The following is a 15980-nucleotide window of genomic DNA, read 5'->3' as shown; positions in this document are numbered from 1 at the left end:
GCCGGTCATTCGGCGCCGGCGCCGACGTCGATCTCGCTCATCACCAGCTTGCCATTCTTGACCGCGAAGCCCATCCGCCCTTCGACAAGGTCGAGCGCGGCGTGGCCGAAGACGTCGTAGCGCCAGCCCTGCATCATCGCGATGCCGTCGCGGCCGCCCGCCGCCAGCGCTTCAAGATCGTCGCTGCGCGCGATAAGCCGTGCCGCGACATTGAGTTCGCGTGCCCGGATCTTGAGCAGCAATTTCAAGAGGTCGGCGACGAGCACACCCTCCTTGCCAAGTCCAGGACCGCGCGGCGCGCGATCGGGCATATCGTCTTTCGACAGCGGTTTCGCATTGGCAAGCGCGTCGATCAGCCGCGCGCCGATATCGTTCGTGCGCCACGTCGCCGACAGCCCGCGGACGCGGCCGAGGCCATCCTGATCCTTCGGCGGATGCGCGGCGAGGTCGGCCAGCGTCTCGTCCTTGACGATGCGGCCGCGCGGCAAATTCTTGCTCCGCGCCTCGCGCTCGCGCCACGCGGCCAGCGCCTGCAATCGGCCGAGGACGTCGGGCTTGCGCGACGGAATTTTGATCCGGTGCCACGCCTTGTCGGGATCGACACTATAATTTGCGGGGTCGGCGAGCTTTTCCATTTCTTCGTTGAGCCAATGACCGCGGCCGGTCTTGACCAGCTTGTCGAGCATCATCGGGAAAATCTTGGCGAGATGCGTGACATCGCCGATCGCATAGTCGATCTGGCGCTTGTCGAGCGGGCGGCGGCTCCAGTCGGTGAAGCGCGCGCCCTTGTCGAGTTGCAGTCCCAGCCATGCCTCGACCAGGTTCGAATAGCCGACCTGTTCCGCCTGTCCGATCGCCATCTGGCCGATCTGCGTGTCGAATATGGGATGCGGGGTCTTGCCGGTCAGGTTGAAGATGATTTCGACATCCTGCCCGCCGGCATGAAAGACTTTCAGCATCTCCTCATTGTCGACGAGCAGGTCGAGCAGGGGTTTGAGGTCGATGCCGGGCGCCATCGGATCGATCGCCGCGGCATGCTCGCGGTCCGCCACCTGGATCAGGCACAGCTCGGGCCAGAAGGTGTTTTCGCGCATGAACTCGGTATCGACCGCGATGAAATCGCTGGCCCGGATGAGGTCGCAGAATTCGACCAGCGCGGCGTTGGTTTCGATCAACGGATGGACTTGCATAGCGCGCCTATACAGCTAGTTGAAAGGAACGGGCAGGAAAAATTGCGGGGCGCCCGACCGCCGCTCTTCGGGTCGCGGAGCCGGAACACCGGCCATGGGGAAAACGAAGGGATTTTGGGTATGATTTGGGTCGGTTGGGCGCTGGCCGCGCTCGGTTTTGCGCTGCTTGTCGGACAATATGCCGCCGGGCAGGCGGATGTTTTTGTGTCGATCGCCAATCCGCGGCCGCTCGACGAGGACAGGATGATCGTCACGCTGAAGGGGTGGGGCTTCGCGGCGCAAGCGGCGCAGCCGTTCGTGACGCCCGAATCCGACCATGGCCTGTGCGACGTTCGCGTCTTTGCCACGCGGCGCCAGATGCTCGTCGCGATCGCAAGTTTCGGTTTCCTGCGTCCCGTAACGGTAGCCTGGCGCGCCCATGCCGGGATTCTGCCGCTGGGAGAAGCATGATGCCGATTGTCAGGCTTGGCGATGAAGGCCAGTGGACCAACTATCACGGCACGGGGCGCTGCGAGGGGGCTACGCGTTTCGCGCTGCGCAGCGGCGACGCCGCGCGCGGGCGCGACGAGATCGCCATTGCGGCGAAGGCCGTGCAGGACTGGCTGGCCCAGGCGCGGACCGCGGGTCGCCGCGTCCGCCCGCTCGGCGCGGGCTGGTCGCCCTCGAACATCAATATCAGCTCACAAAGCTGGTTGCTCCACACGCGCCGTTTCAACCGTTGCTTTCGCGCCGATGCCGCCGACGTCCGTCCGGGTGTCGATGCCGGCGCCTTGATGCTCGTCGAGGCGGGCGCTCTCGTCGACGAGGTTTCGGACAAGTTCGAGGAGCAAGGCCGCTCGCTCTGGACCAGCGGTGCGGGTAACGGGCAAACCTTTGCCGGGGCCTGCGCGACGGGGACGCATGGCTCGATGATCGCGCGCGGCGGCATCCAGGACCATGTCCGTGCCGTGCAGATCGTCACGCCGGCAGGCATCTACTGGATCGAACCCGATGCCGGTGTCATGAGCGACGCCTTTATCGCCGCGACGGGGTCGACCCCGGTCCGCGACGACGCGCTTTTCGCCGCGGCGCAGCTCCCCGTCGGCGCGCTCGGCATCGTCACTGCGCTCGTGGTCGACAGCGTGCCCAAATTCCTCGTTCGTCCGATCCAGAATTTGCGCAAGGTCGAACCGGCGGCGCTGAACTGGCTGGCAGAGGGCGATTTCCGGCGCTTCTCGGCAACCTATGCGCTCGACCGGAACCCCGATTTCGTTCAGATGATCGTCAATCCGTACAAGCCGTTCAAGCGGCCCGCGATGCTGCGCTTCCTCTACCGCGAACCATGGCGCGAGGATTATGCGCGCGCGACCCCCGCACAGCTTGGCGCCGGTTATGACGCGCTCAGCCTGCTCGGGCGATTGCTCGACGATTATCCGTGGGCCCGCGGCGCGCTGCTGCAATTTGCCATGAAGATGGGATACGCCGCTGGCCCCGACGTCGACGATCCGCCGGTCTATGGCAGCTGGGGCGAGGGGCTCGACACCCACCGTCCGCTGGCCGATCTGTTCAATGCCTCGGTCACCATCGATCGCGCCGATCTTGCATATGCGTTCGAACGCATATGCACCGTCTATGCGCGCCACGGCGGCTCGACCGTCGTCACCGTGCGGTTCATGGAACGCGCGCAGGGACTGCTGGCGCCCGCGCGGTTCCCGCACAATGCGGTGATCGATTTCGACGGCCCGCGCAGCCGGCGCACCGCGGACGCCTATGCGCGGGTCGTCGAATGTCTCGACGCCGAAGGGATCGCCTTCACGCGCCACTGGGCGAAAAGCTGCCGTCTCGATGCCGCGCGGGTCGCGTCCGACTATGGTGAGGATTTTCGCCGATGGCGCGCCGCGCGCGATCGTTTGATGCCCGATGCGGCCCATCGTGCGCTGTTCGGCAGCGCGGTGCTCGACGGGCTGGGCCTTACCTGCTGATTTGGCCGTCAACCCTTGACAAACGGCGCGCCGACCTGCCTTAGGCGCGGCCATATCGGCGCGGCTTTCGTCCGCGCTTCCCCGGATTTGAAAGACGAGAAAATGCACGCCTATCGCACCCACACCTGCGCCGATCTTCGCGCCGCCAACGTCGGCGAGGAAGTCCGCCTTTCGGGCTGGGTGCATCGGACGCGCGAGCATGCGAATGTGCTCTTCGTCGATCTTCGCGACCATTATGGCATCACCCAGATCGTCGTCGAGACCGGTTCTGACCTCTATCCCACGGTCAACGCCCTGGGGCCCGAGTCCGTACTGACCTTCACCGGCAAGGTCGCGGCGCGCTCGCCCGAGACGCTGAACCCCAAGCTGGCGACCGGCGAGATCGAAATCTACCCCAGCGCGGTGACCGTCCAGTCGGCGGCCGATCGCCTGCCGCTGCCGGTGTTCGGCGAAACCGAATATCCCGAGGAAATCCGCCTTACCAACCGTTTCCTCGACCTGCGCCGCGAACGGCTGCACAAGAATATCGTGCTGCGCTCGAACGTCATTTCGTCGCTGCGCCGCCGGATGATCGACCAGGGCTTCACCGAGTTTCAAACGCCGATCCTGACCGCGAGCAGCCCTGAAGGGGCGCGCGACTATCTGGTGCCCAGCCGCGTCCACCCCGGCAAATTCTACGCGCTGCCGCAGGCGCCGCAGATGTTCAAGCAACTGCTGATGGTCGCGGGCTTCGACCGTTATTTCCAGATCGCGCCCTGTTTCCGCGACGAGGATGCGCGTGCCGACCGCAGCCCGGGCGAATTCTACCAGCTCGATTTCGAGATGAGCTTCGTCACGCAGGACGACGTCTTCAACGCCATCGAACCCGTGCTGCACGGCGTGTTCGAGGAGTTCGCCGATTTCGACGGCAAGGGCCGCACCGTGTCGCCGCTGCCGTTCAAGCGCATTCCGTACCGCGAATCGATGCTGAAATATGGCAGCGACAAGCCCGACCTGCGCAACCCGCTGCTGGTCCATGACGTCGGCACCTTCTTCAAGGGATCGGGCTTCGGCCGCTTCGCGTCGATGGTCGAGGAAGGGCAGGTCGTTCGCGCCGTCGCCGCCCCCGAAACGCATGAGAAGAGCCGCAAATTCTTCGACGAGATGAACAGCTGGGCGCAGTCCGAGGGTTTTCCGGGCCTCGGCTATGCGACGCAGAAGGATGGCGTGTTCGGGGGTCCGATCGCCAACAACCACGGCCAGGAAGGCATGAAGGCGATTGCCGACGCGATGGGCCTCGGCCCGAACGATGGCATCTTCTTTGCCGCGGGCGTCGAAGCGAAGGCGGCAAAGCTCGCGGGCCTTGCGCGCACCCGCGTCGCCGAACAGCTGGACCTGATCGACAAGAGCCGCTTCGAATTCTGCTGGATCGTCGATTTCCCGATGTTCGAGGCCGACGAGGAAACCGGCAAGATCGATTTCAGCCACAATCCCTTCTCGATGCCGCAGGGCGAGATGGAGGCGCTGGAGACCAAGGACCCGCTCGATATCCTCGCTTACCAGTATGACATCGTCTGCAACGGCGTCGAACTGTCGTCGGGCGCGATCCGCAACCATCGCCCCGACATCATGTACAAGGCGTTCGAGATCGCGGGCTACAGCCAAGCCGACGTCGACGCGAATTTCAGCGGGATGATCAACGCGTTCAAATTCGGCGCGCCGCCGCACGGCGGATCGGCACCCGGCGTCGACCGCATCGTGATGCTGCTCGCCGACGAGCCCAATATCCGCGAAGTCATCGTTTTCCCGATGACGCAAAAGGCCGAGGATTTGATGATGGGCGCTCCCGCGCCGGTCAGCGAAAAGCAGCTCAAGGAGCTCAGCATCCGCTTGGTCGACGGCCCGAAGAATTAGGGAGCCCGAGGGCGTGAACGAACCGCGCGAGCATCGGCAGGAAACCTCGGACGGCGACATCTGTTGGTTCGAATGGGGCGAGCGCGGCGAGGGGGCTTCGCTGCTGCTGCTGCATGCCACCGGATTTCACGCGCGACTGTGGGATCAGGTTGTCGCGGCTCTGCCAGCTGGAACGCATGTCGTCGCGCCCGATCATCGCGGCCATGGGCGGAGCTATCGTCCCGCGACCCTCGCTAACTGGGCTGCGACCTCCGATGCGCTGCTGCCGCTGCTCGACGGGCTCGGCGGACATCCGCTGGTCGGTTGCGGGCACAGCATGGGCGCCTATGTGCTGACCCGTCTCGCCTCGCAGCGTCCGGCGGCGTTCCGCCACCTCGTGCTGATCGACCCCGTGATCATGGATCCGGCGCTTTATGAGGGCGAGAGTGCCCGGCCGATTCCCGACCCCGCCGACCATCCCGTCGCGCGGCGCCGGAACGTCTGGACCGACGCCGAAGAGATGCGCGCGCGCTTCGCCGACCGGCGACCCTACGCAAATTGGGACCCGCTTGTCCTTGCCGATTATTGCCGCCATGGCCTGCTCCCCGCGTCCGGCGGCGAGGGGTTCGAACTCGCCTGTCCCCCATCGCTCGAGGCGTCGGTCTATCAGAATGCGCTGCGCACCAGTCCGCACGAATGGCTGCACTATCTGTCGATGCCGTCGACGCTGGTGCGCGCGCCGACCGGCGAGCGCGGCGGACCGCTCGACTTTTCGCTGAGTCCGACCTGGACCGGGCTCGGCCCCGCGATCGGAGCCGGGCGCGACGAGCTGTGGGCCGACCACAGCCATTTTATCCCGATGGAAGCGCCCGCGCGCGTCGCGGCGCTGCTTGCCGGGCTGCTCTGACCGGCCGGCGTGCAGGAAAATCCGCGCGCGCTGTCCCAGAAACTGACAGCGATGCATCGCCCTTGGTAGGATGCTGGGGCTTGCGCTAGGATATGCCGATGACGATCTCGCTCTCCGACTATGAAACCGGCGCCCGCTTCGACGGCGACTATTCCGACACGCTCAAGGCGCTGGAGGAACGGCTCGAACGGCTTCAGGCCGCGCACATCGCCCATGCCCAGCGCAGCGTCATCATGTTTGAAGGCTGGGATGCGGCGGGAAAGGGCGGGATCATCCGGCGGCTGACCGCCTCGCTGGACCCGCGCTATTTCGAAGTCTGGCCGATCAGCGCGCCGAACGAAGAGGAAAAGGCGCGTCATTTCCTCTGGCGTTTCTGGAAGCGCCTGCCGGGAAATCGCGAGATCTCGATCTTCGACCGCAGCTGGTACGGCCGCGTCCTCGTCGAGCGCGTCGAAGGCTATGCGACCGAGGCCGAATGGCGCAAAAGCTACGACGAAATCAACGAGTTCGAAGCACAATTGACCGGCAGCCGCACCAACCTCGTCAAATTGTTCGTCCACATCACGCAGGACGAACAGGACCGGCGCTTCGCCGACCGGCTCGACGATCCGTGGAAGCGATGGAAGACCGGCAGCGAAGATTATCGCAACCGGACGAAGCGGAAACATTATCTCGCCGCGATGGACGAGATGTTCGCACAGACCAACACGCGCTGGGCGCCGTGGAAGGTGATCGACGGCAACAACAAGAAGGCCGCACGCATCGCGGCGCTGACCTATATCGCCGACACGCTCGAAGCGGCAGTGCCGATGACGCCGCCCGAACTCGATCCCGCCGTGGTGAAGCTGGCGTCGAAGGCCTTCGGCTACAAACCCAAAGATTAAGGCCAAAGGACGGGATATTCGCCCGCTCGGCTAGCAATCCTCGCCCCTCGCCGCTACATGGGGGCGATGAGCCGCGCCAAGAGATCCGACGATTGGGGTTTTCCCCGCTGGCGCCCCTATGGCTCCTCGCGCGAGGCGCAGAAGGTGCGACTGTGCGACCGTCACGGCTGCAGCGAGCCCGGCAACTGCCCTGCGCCCAAGTCGCCGAACAGCCCCGAACGCTGGTATTTCTGCGAAGCGCACGCGGCCGAATATAATCGCGGCTGGGACTATTTCGCGGGCCTTTCGGCGGAGGATGCCGCGGCGCGCGCCGCCGAGGAAGCGCAGGGCGCGCGCAGCTATGCCCGCGCGCAGCATTATGCGTGGGGCGGTTCGGGGGACGGCAGCCGCAGCGCCGACGAGATGCGCGCGCTCGAACTCCTGGGCCTCGACCCCGACGCGGATTTTGACGCGACCAAGAAGGCTTGGCGAGCCTATGCGAAGGAGTGCCATCCCGACGTCAATCCGGGCGATGAAGAGGCCGCCAAGCGCTTTGCGGCCGGGCAGGCTGCGTTCGAGGTGCTCAAACAAGCCGAAGAGCGGAAGAGCTGGAAGCCGGCATAGCGCGGGTCCGCTTCCGGGCGGAGGCGACCCTTTCGATCATCGCCGCGGGACTTGGCGCGGGGGTCATGGCTTCGGGCTGCTATCGATTCCGATCAAGTCCGGGATGACGAAGGAAAAGGAGGCCATGTGCGCTCCCACGCCGCAGCTGCCGTGCCGCCTATCCCAAAATAAGAGGGGCGGCCCCCTTGCAGGTGCCGCCCCAGTTAGTGGATCCGTCGGGGGAGAGGGAGAGAGACGGTCCGGAGATTGGTGTCAATGTGGCTTGGCGCCCCGAATTAACGCGAGGCCATCTGGCTGTCGGTTTCAACTTCGGCGACGCCGGCGATCTTGAGCGCGGCGCGGAACTGTTTGGCGGCGGCGCGTTCGTTGCCCGCTTCGCACAGCTTCTTGCCGGTCGAAACGAAGCGCTTCGCGCTCGACTGCTTGCTGCCTTCGACGCCGTTCGCGGCAACATGCGCCTGTTCGGCAAGGCCGGCGCAGCGATAGTCGCCGCCCGACTGGGCATAAGCGGGGCTGGTCGAAGCCATCAGGCCGGCAAAGGCGAGGCCCGAAGCGGCGACGATGGCAAAAGCGGTGGGAAAGCGGCGGAAAGCGGAGAGCTGATAGGCCATGGGAGAGGTTTCCTTTCGTTTCGTTGTGCAACCTTTATAGATGCGCTTGCGCACTTAGATAATCCTCTATAATCTGCAAGTGCCTTGAAGCAGGATTTAACAATCCCCCATGGGGCGCTCGACGGGATCGAAGCTTTCCTGCGCGTTGCGGAGCGGCGCAGCTTTTCCGCCGCCGCCGCCGACCTGGGCGTCTCGCCATCCGCCATCAGCCAGACCGTCAAGGCGCTCGAAGCACGGGTCGGCGCGCCGCTGTTCATGCGCACCACGCGCAGCGTGGGGTTGACGCAGGCGGGCGAGATGTTCCTCGAACGCGCCGCGCCCGCTTACAGCGGCCTGACCGACGCCTATGAGGCGGCGCGCAACCTCGGCAACCGGCCGGCGGGGCGGCTGCGCATCAACCTGATGCGCGGCGCGGTCCAGCCGCTGTTCGAACCGATCATCGCGGGCTTTTGCGAAACCTATCCCGACATCGAGCTGGAGATTTACGCCGACGATGCGCTGTCCGACCTCAGCGCCGGCGGGTTCGACGCGGGGGTGCGGATGGGCGAATCGCTCGATGCCGACGTCATCGCCGTTCGCCTGACCGGACCGTTCCGCTTCGTCGTCGCGGCGACCCCCGCCTATCTCGAAAAATATGGCCGCCCCGCGGCGCCCGAGGAATTGCGCGACCATCGCTGTATCCGCTTTCGGCTCGCGACCGGCGCGCTGATGCCGTGGACCTTCGAAAAGGGAAATCGCGAATATGACGTCGGCGTCACCGGGCCGGTGATCGTCAACGACTGGATCGCCGCGCTTGTCGCGATGCGCAGCGGGGTCGCGATGTCGATGATGGCCGAACCGATGGCGAAGGCGATGGTCGAAACGGGCGAGGTCGAGCTGGTGCTCACCGATTATGCGGCGACAACGTCGGGCCTCTTCCTTTATTATCCCGGCCGCAAGCAGGTGATGCCCAAACTGCGCGCCTTCATCGATTATGTGCGCGAATATCTGCCCGACGAGATCTCCGGCTAGGGGCAGGACCCCAGGCTGCTGAAGCCTGCCCCCTCGACATTCGACCGGGCGCAAAAACAAATCCCTTTACCGCCCGCAGAAAAATTGCGCTGGCGCATTTCTCCAAATCTCGGCAGCAGGTTGTCAACTAAAAAAGTTGGGAAGAATCATGATCGACCTTGCGGCCATCGACTTCAGCGCGCTCCTGCCCTTCATCCTGATCGGCTTCGCGGCGCAACTCGTCGACGGTGCGCTCGGCATGGCGTTCGGCGTGATCTGCAACACGCTGCTCGTCGCGGTGCTCGGGGTGCCGCCCGCGACCGCGTCGGCGCGCATCCACGTCGTCGAGATTTTCACCACCGGCGTGTCGGGGCTCAGTCATATGTTCCACCGCAACATCGACTGGCCGCTTTTCTTTCGCCTGCTCGTCCCCGGCGTGATCGGCGGCGTGATCGGCGCCTATGTGCTCTCGTCGCTGCACGCCGAGGTCGTAAAGCCCTTCGTGCTCGGCTATCTCGTGCTGATCGGCATCTGGTTGCTGATCCGCGGCGTTCTCTATCCGCCCAAATTTTCCAAACCCAGGGTCGTCGGCCCGCTCGCGGTCATCGGCGGCTTTCTCGACGCCGCGGGCGGCGGCGGCTGGGGTCCGGTCGTCACCTCGAACCTGCTCGTCCAGGGCGGCGAACCGCGCAAGGTCGTCGGCACGGTCAACAGCGTCGAATTTTTTCTGGCCGTCGCGGTCTCGCTCGCCTTCGTCTGGCACCTTGGGATCGAGGACATCCTGGGACCGACGCTGGGGCTGATCATCGGCGGCGTCGTCGCCGCGCCGATCGGCGCGATGATGGCGAAGCGTTTCTCGCCCAAGGTGATGTTGATGCTGGTCGGCGTCGTGCTGACCGCGACGAGCGCGTTCGGGCTTTACAAGGCCCTGGCTTGATCGCGGTGTGATCGCAGGTTTCGACCGATAATTGCCACTACTCCTCCTGTGCCGCGGCCATGGGGAGGTGGCGGCGCGAAGCGCTGGCGGAGGGGCTGATGGCGCGAGGTCGCGCCCCCTCCACCACCGCCTCGCGGCGGTCCCGCTGGCGCTACGCGCCGTCTGCGACTCCCCCATCGCCGCGCGACGGCGAGGATTGGCAGGAAGCGACCGGAGGCTGCGGATAGAGATGTGAACCCCGGCGAAAGCCGGGCCCGGAATTGCCAAACCAACCTTGCGTTCGCTCGCACTGGGCCGTGACCGGCGTCACGTGCCTCCGGCCACCTTTCGCCGGGGTGTACGAGATGGCAGCTAACCACCCCAAAGCGGCGCCTGCAAAAAAGACCTTTCCTACAATATCCCGCTATGCCAGCCTTCATCCCGGATCTTTCACCCGGCAGATAAAGGCGCTTTCCGCCGGTCGGCGCGGCGATGGGCCGGGCCGGTCCCCTATCCCCGCGGTGGCCGATCGGGCGGCGCACAGGGCTGACTTTTACTGACCTTTGGGGCGCGTCACAGGCGGCGGTTGCGAGCCCGCCCCCAGCGGACATGTGCCGGCGCGACCTTATCGCCCGATGCCCCCGGCTATTTGTTGCAGCTTGCCAGTCGCAGCGATCCCCGCCAGATTGGTTTTGAAACGAAACCAAAGGAGCGGAATGGATGATCGGCGATTTCGAACAGCGGCGCGTGACGCTTTCCACCGGGGTCGACCTCGACGTGGTCGATATGGGTCCGCGCGACGGACCGGCACTGATATTCCTCCACGGCTTTCCCGAATCGCACCGCACCTGGCGCCACCAGCTGCCGCATTTTTCGGGCCGGTTCCGCTGCATCGCGCCCGACCAGCGCGGCTATCGCGGCTCGTCGAAACCGCAGGATGTCGAATCCTACACGCCCGACAAGCTGATCGCCGACATCTTCGCGCTGGCCGATGCGCTCGACGTCCAAAAATTCACGATCGTCGGGCACGACTGGGGCGGGGCGATCGCCTGGGGCGTGGCGCTCGGCGGTCAGCCGGGCGGCCTGCATCCGGCATGGGCCGGCCGCGTGACGCGCGCGGTCATCGCCAACGCCCCGCATCCCGGCATTTTCGGGCGCCTGCTTGCCACCGACCCGGAGCAGCGCGCGGCAAGCCAATATATCCGCACCTTCCGTGATCCCGCGAGCGATGCGATCATCGAGGAGCATGGCATCGCCGGCATCCTTGCCCATGCATTCGAAGGGCGGGTGCCAAGCGGCGGGCTCCAGCCCGCCGACGAGATCGGCCGCTTGCTCAAGGATTGGGAAGATCGCGACAACTGCCGCGCGATGATCAATTGGTATCGCGGTTCGCCGATCAACGTCCCCGCGATGGACGAACCCTATGCCGAGCCGCCCGCGGCCCCGTTCCCCAAACTCACCATCCCCACGCTCGTCGTCTGGGCACTCGACGACGTGGCGCTGCCGCCGTGCAATCTCGACGGGATCGAGGAACTCGTGCCCGGTGTGACGATCGTCAAAGTGCCCGACAGCGGTCATTTCGTGCCGTGGGACGCGCCCGATGCGGTCAACGCGGCGATGGACGAATTTCTCGCCCGGCATTGAAGACCAGGCCCTGCTTTCGGTTCCGAAAAAAGTGGCGGGCGGCGCTTGCGCCGCCCGCCTTGGGGGGGGTCTGGGTTTGGGATGCGCCGGGCGCACTTATGATCACGTCCGCAACGGTTATTCCCCGACAATCAGCGACCGCCGGGGATTTTGAAGCGGCGATTTAACCATAAGTTTCGTAAACATAGCAGGCTTTCAGATTCTCCCATTCTTTCCATAATCGCGTAATGTATGTGGGTGGACTCAAGGTCGCCTCGATCGTGGATCGGATCGATGGCCCTTCTAGCTGGATCATCGAGCGCGATATCCACACGCTCTATTTATACGAAGCGGGAAGCTATCACTGGCTGGAAACATGGCTCGACGGGCGGCGCACGTCGCTGGGCGACCCGCTACCCGGCGAAATGTGGCTGGCACCGGCGGGCCGCCGCTATCACGGTACGGCGAAGGGCGGGGCGGTCCGGTATGTCGAGGTCGAAATCCCGGCGTCGCGGCTGACGGTGGCGCCGCATACGCGCGCGCTTGCCGCGCATTACGACTTGCCGCTCGCCGCGCTGGTGCGCGCCTTGCTGGCGGGCGATGCCGGCGCGGCCGATCCGCTCGTCTCGACCCTCGCCAAGACGCTCGAGGGGATGGCGGTGCGGCCGGAATCGTCCGCGACGGTGGAACGCATCAACGAACTGATGGCCTATATCCAGACGCAGCTCGAAGTGGTCCTGTCGGTCGAGGAGATGGCTGCCGGGGCAGGCATGTCCGTCAACAGCCTGATCGTTCACTTCGCGCGGGCTACGGGCCAGACCCCGGCCCAATATATGCTGCGCCAGCGGCTGCGCCGTGCCTGCTGGTTCCTCATGAACCGCCCGCTGTCGGTCGCCGAGATCGCCTTTGCGACCGGCTTTTCCAGCCACGCCCATTTATGCGCGATTTTCCGCCGCAAGCTTGGCATGTCGCCCGGCGAGTGGCGACGGCGTCACGTGTCGGCGATCGTTCCCGCGGTTTGGGAGGAGCAGTAGCGGGCGCCCCGGCGCGATCCGGCTAGTTTTCGGGTGCCAGCAGGCAACCGCTGGCACCGGCGTAACGCGCGCTGCGCGATGCAAGCAGTGGAACGCTGCCGGTGACCGTCTTGGTCGCGGGATCCTCGCTCAGCGAAACCATTTCCATTCCGGGCTCGAAATCGGTCTGACAGCTGTCGAGGCTGCGCCCCTGCACATAACGGCACGAACAGCCGATGCGCGCGGCATAGGCCGAACCCAGTTCGGCCTGCGCCTTGAACGACGGGAATTTCCAGACCACAAAAACGCCGAACAGCACCGCGATTGCCAGCGTCCACGGCAGGCAGCCGCCCGCGCGGCGCGGCTTTTCGGAGCGTTTGACGGACGGCGGCATGGCAGCGGCCGGCGTCGGCGTCGCGGGCCTTTCCTCGCCCGTTGAAGGACCGGTCGGGTTGGTGCTAGTCACCCGTGTCATGATCACGAAAAAACGGCTGCTGGCAAGTGCCGCCCTCGCGATGCTCGGCGTCTGGTCGTTCGGCCAGGCGGTGGGGCAGGGCAATATGGCGCCGGCATCGCCCGCGCCGAAATTCGGCGCTTCGATCGATAGTGTCGCCGCGGTCGATACGCCGCAGCGGCTGCCGGCCTTGCCCGCGGCGATCCGGACCCGCGCCGACGCGCTGTTCACCGATGCCGAGGATGTCGGACAGACGCGCGCGCTCCTCGTACTGCGCGACGGCGAGTTGATTTACGAACGTTATGGCGCGGGCTTCGGTGCCGACAGCAAGCTGATCAGCTGGTCGATGGCGAAAAGCATCACCGCGGTACTTACCGGCTTTCTCGTTGCCGACGGCCAGTTGTCGCTCGACGGGCCGGCCCCGGTGGCGGCGTGGCAGCGCAGCGGCGATCCGCGCGGCGCGATCACGCTGCGCCACCTTCTCCACATGTCGTCGGGGCTCGAGCATGTCGAAACGGGCGATCCGGTGTGGCAGGGCGACACGGTGACGATGCTGTTCGGCAGCGCCGCCGACGATATGGCCGGGTTTGCCGAAGCGAAGCCCGCGGCGGCCCAGCCCGGCGAAATTTTCAACTATAGTTCGGCGACCAGCGTGATCCTGTCGGACATATTGGCCGACGCCTTGACGCCGTCGAACAACCCCGACGCCCGGCGTGACGCGATGCGCGATTTCATCGGCGGCCGCCTGGTCGAGCCACTCGGGATGACCAGCCTGACCCCCGAATATGACGCACGCGGGACGATGATCGGCGGATCGATCATGCATGCGACGGCGCGCGATTATGCAAGATTCGGAGAATTTCTGCGCAATCGCGGTGTCGTGAACGGCCAGCGGTTGCTGCCCGAAACCTGGATCCGCTTCATGCTGACGCCCTCGCCAAAGGATGCGGGATATGGCGGCCATATCTGGCTCAACCGGAAACGGCCGGCCGGCGTGACTCCCGCGCTTTGGCCCGACCGCGGGCCGAACGACCTGTTCGCGTGCATCGGGCATCAGGGGCAATATATCATCGTCTCGCCGTCGCAGAGGGTGACGATCGTCCGGCTCGGCGTAACGACCGACGATCAGTTTCCCGAACTGCGCCGCCATCTCGCCGACCTGACGGAAGCGCTTTGAGATGCCGGCTTAATGTCGGCTTTGGAGTGGTTAGCTGTCATTCCTCCGAGCCATCTTAATGGCCCATCGCACGAGTAAGCCGATGCCAACTCCGATCACTAAAGAAGGAACGAGGACCTGCGTTAGAAACCCATGTTTGCAAGCGGTATTCGGCGCACAATCCCCGAATATGTCCATTATCAAGAGGAACATGAATATAGGAACGCCGACGCTGGTAGCAGCAATCCAGCCCCACCGTTCTTCAACTGTCAGCCTTTTACGGCATATTCTCTCGTCCATCTATGTAGCATAGGCCACCGTTCGATTTCCGCAACCGGTCGCTAGCCGTCAAAAGCCTCTGCCTTACAAGAGGAAATTGCCCACCAGCGTCGTCACGCAGGTGCCGCTGAGTTCGACCATGTCGCCGTCGAGGCGGCAGCCGACATGGCCGCCGCGCTTGCTTGCCTGATAGGCCGCGAAATGGTCGCGCCCGAGCCGCGTCGCCCAATAGGGCGCCAGGACGCTGTGCGCCGATCCGGTCACCGGGTCTTCGGGGATGCCGGCGCCCGGCGCGAAGGCGCGGCTGACGACATCGGCGCCCGACGGATCGCCCGCGCCGGGCGCGGTCGCGATATACAGGACATCGCTCTCGCTCAGCGCGGCCAGATCGGGCACCAGCGCGCGCACCGCTTGGGCGCTGCGATAGACGATCAGCGCATAGCCGCCGTCGTGCCACAATGTCTCGGCCACGTCGCCCCCCATGGCGCGCGCGACATCGGGCATCGGCTTGGCGGCCGCGCGATAGGCGGGCAGCTTCATGCGATACCGGCCGGGACCGTCGTCGTCGTCGCCGTCGCGCGCCACCGTCAATATGCCCGCCTTGCGCGTGCGAAAGCGCATGTCGCTGCGCCACTGCGCCGCCGACAGCAGCACATGCCCGCTCGCCAGCGTCGCATGGCCGCACAGCGCTACCTCGACCGCCGGGGTGAACCAGCGCAGCTCATAATCGGCTTCGCCGCTTTCGTCGGGGACCAGAAAGGCGGTTTCGGCCAGATTATTTTCGGCCGCGATGGCTTGCAGCGTCGCATCGTCGAGCCATTCCTCGAGCGGCATCACCGCCGCGGGGTTGCCGGCGAAGGGGCGGTCGGCAAAGGCATCGACCTGACTGATCGGAAGACGGCGTGCGGCGCTCATGGATAGAGATATCCTTTCGTCCAACCATCGCCGGCGCGCTCGAACAGCGTGCGTTCGTGCAGCCGGTGGGCGCGATCCTGCCAGAATTCGATTCGCGAGGGATTAACGCGCCAGCCCGACCAGCGCGGCGGGCGCGGCACGTCCTGCCCCGCGAACCGCGCCTCCATTTCGGCAAAGCGCACCTCGAAGGTCGCGCGGGCGTCGAGCGGGCGCGACTGGTCGCTCGCCCATGCGCCGAGCTGGCTGTCGCGGCTGCGCGTCGCGAAATAGGCATCGGCGGTGGCGGTGTCGACGGGTTCGACCGGGCCTTCGATGCGGATCTGCCGGCGCAGCGATTTCCAGTGAAAGAGCAGCGCGACATGCGGATTTTCCGCCAACTCGCCGCCCTTGCGGCTGTCGAGATTGGTGTAAAAGACGAACCCATCGGGGCCATGGCCTTTCAGCAGCACCATGCGCAGCGACGGGTGGCCGTCGGCCGTCGTCGTCGCGAGCGCCATGGCGTTGGAGTCGTTGGGTTCGCTGGCGCGCGCCTCGGCGAACCAGCTGTCGAACAGTACAAGGGGATCGTCGGTCATCGCTGCGGTCATAATGCGCCGCGCGGACATG

At 65.3% G+C, this 15980-nt stretch carries 16 protein-coding genes; 11 read left to right on the top strand and 5 right to left on the bottom strand.

What is annotated here, in order from left to right; all coding sequences use genetic code 11:
• Positions 1–5: 5 nt before the first annotated feature.
• Positions 6–1190, bottom strand: a complete 1185-nt coding sequence (gene rnd, locus HDC35_RS06050) for a ribonuclease D (protein ID WP_184644684.1) — start codon at positions 1188–1190, stop codon at positions 6–8.
• A gap of 120 nt (positions 1191–1310) precedes the next feature.
• Here rnd and HDC35_RS06045 point away from each other — a divergent pair, with 120 nt between their 5' ends.
• The 6 genes from HDC35_RS06045 to HDC35_RS06020 all read left to right on the top strand — a co-directional run bounded on the left by HDC35_RS06045 (position 1311) and on the right by HDC35_RS06020 (position 7417).
• On the top strand, positions 1311–1640 hold the full coding sequence (locus HDC35_RS06045) for a hypothetical protein (RefSeq protein WP_184644683.1): 330 nt from the start codon (positions 1311–1313) through the stop codon (positions 1638–1640).
• A complete protein-coding gene (locus HDC35_RS06040; protein WP_184644681.1) occupies positions 1637–3151 on the top strand; it encodes an FAD-binding protein in 1515 nt (504 codons plus the stop codon). Before HDC35_RS06045 ends, HDC35_RS06040 begins: the two co-directional genes overlap by 4 nt.
• 102 nt (positions 3152–3253) lie before the next feature.
• Positions 3254–5044: an aspartate--tRNA ligase gene (aspS, locus tag HDC35_RS06035; protein WP_184644679.1), complete on the top strand. Its 1791-nt coding sequence runs from the start codon at positions 3254–3256 to the stop codon at positions 5042–5044.
• Between the two features lie 13 nt (positions 5045–5057).
• Positions 5058–5930 carry an alpha/beta fold hydrolase gene (locus HDC35_RS06030; RefSeq protein ID WP_184644677.1) on the top strand — a complete coding sequence of 291 codons (873 nt, stop codon included), beginning with the start codon at positions 5058–5060 and terminating at the stop codon, positions 5928–5930.
• Positions 5931–6028: 98 nt separating this feature from the next.
• Complete coding sequence (locus tag HDC35_RS06025; RefSeq protein ID WP_184644675.1) at positions 6029–6814, top strand: polyphosphate kinase 2 family protein; 786 nt, start codon at positions 6029–6031, stop codon at positions 6812–6814.
• Between the two features lie 57 nt (positions 6815–6871).
• Positions 6872–7417: a J domain-containing protein gene (locus HDC35_RS06020; protein WP_409437933.1), complete on the top strand. Its 546-nt coding sequence runs from the start codon at positions 6872–6874 to the stop codon at positions 7415–7417.
• Positions 7418–7692: 275 nt separating this feature from the next.
• Here the strand turns inward: HDC35_RS06020 and HDC35_RS06015 are convergent, their stop codons facing one another.
• Positions 7693–8028, bottom strand: a complete 336-nt coding sequence (locus HDC35_RS06015; RefSeq protein WP_184644671.1) for a hypothetical protein — start codon at positions 8026–8028, stop codon at positions 7693–7695.
• 84 nt (positions 8029–8112) lie between these two features.
• Here HDC35_RS06015 and HDC35_RS06010 point away from each other — a divergent pair, with 84 nt between their 5' ends.
• The 4 genes from HDC35_RS06010 to HDC35_RS19820 all read left to right on the top strand — a co-directional run bounded on the left by HDC35_RS06010 (position 8113) and on the right by HDC35_RS19820 (position 12591).
• Positions 8113–9039 carry a LysR family transcriptional regulator gene (locus HDC35_RS06010; RefSeq protein ID WP_184644669.1) on the top strand — a complete coding sequence of 309 codons (927 nt, stop codon included), beginning with the start codon at positions 8113–8115 and terminating at the stop codon, positions 9037–9039.
• A 148-nt stretch (positions 9040–9187) separates the two neighbouring features.
• Positions 9188–9955, top strand: a complete 768-nt coding sequence (locus HDC35_RS06005) for a sulfite exporter TauE/SafE family protein (RefSeq protein WP_184644667.1) — start codon at positions 9188–9190, stop codon at positions 9953–9955.
• Between the two features lie 699 nt (positions 9956–10654).
• A complete protein-coding gene (locus HDC35_RS06000; RefSeq protein ID WP_184644666.1) occupies positions 10655–11578 on the top strand; it encodes an alpha/beta fold hydrolase in 924 nt (307 codons plus the stop codon).
• Between the two features lie 233 nt (positions 11579–11811).
• Complete coding sequence (locus tag HDC35_RS19820; RefSeq protein ID WP_184644664.1) at positions 11812–12591, top strand: AraC family transcriptional regulator; 780 nt, start codon at positions 11812–11814, stop codon at positions 12589–12591.
• Positions 12592–12613: 22 nt separating this feature from the next.
• On the opposite strand, the gene HDC35_RS05990 is transcribed toward HDC35_RS19820, so the two are convergent.
• Positions 12614–12964 carry a hypothetical protein gene (locus tag HDC35_RS05990; RefSeq protein ID WP_260397556.1) on the bottom strand — a complete coding sequence of 117 codons (351 nt, stop codon included), beginning with the start codon at positions 12962–12964 and terminating at the stop codon, positions 12614–12616.
• A 79-nt stretch (positions 12965–13043) separates the two neighbouring features.
• Here HDC35_RS05990 and HDC35_RS05985 point away from each other — a divergent pair, with 79 nt between their 5' ends.
• The gene (locus HDC35_RS05985) at positions 13044–14201 is read left to right on the top strand and encodes a serine hydrolase (protein ID WP_184644660.1); all 1158 of its coding nucleotides are present in this window, start codon (positions 13044–13046) and stop codon (positions 14199–14201) included.
• A 342-nt stretch (positions 14202–14543) separates the two neighbouring features.
• On the opposite strand, the gene HDC35_RS05980 is transcribed toward HDC35_RS05985, so the two are convergent.
• Complete coding sequence (locus tag HDC35_RS05980) at positions 14544–15374, bottom strand: PhzF family phenazine biosynthesis protein (protein ID WP_184644658.1); 831 nt, start codon at positions 15372–15374, stop codon at positions 14544–14546.
• The gene (pdxH, locus tag HDC35_RS05975; protein WP_260397554.1) at positions 15371–15949 is read right to left on the bottom strand and encodes a pyridoxamine 5'-phosphate oxidase; all 579 of its coding nucleotides are present in this window, start codon (positions 15947–15949) and stop codon (positions 15371–15373) included. Before pdxH ends, HDC35_RS05980 begins: the two co-directional genes overlap by 4 nt.
• Positions 15950–15980 lie beyond the last annotated feature (31 nt).

The sequence above is a fragment of the Sphingopyxis sp. JAI128 genome (genome assembly GCF_014207235.1).
Classification (GTDB): Bacteria; Pseudomonadota; Alphaproteobacteria; order Sphingomonadales; family Sphingomonadaceae; genus Sphingopyxis.
Note: the sequence above shows the minus strand (reverse complement) of the source record. Positions and strands in the feature narration are given on the sequence as shown.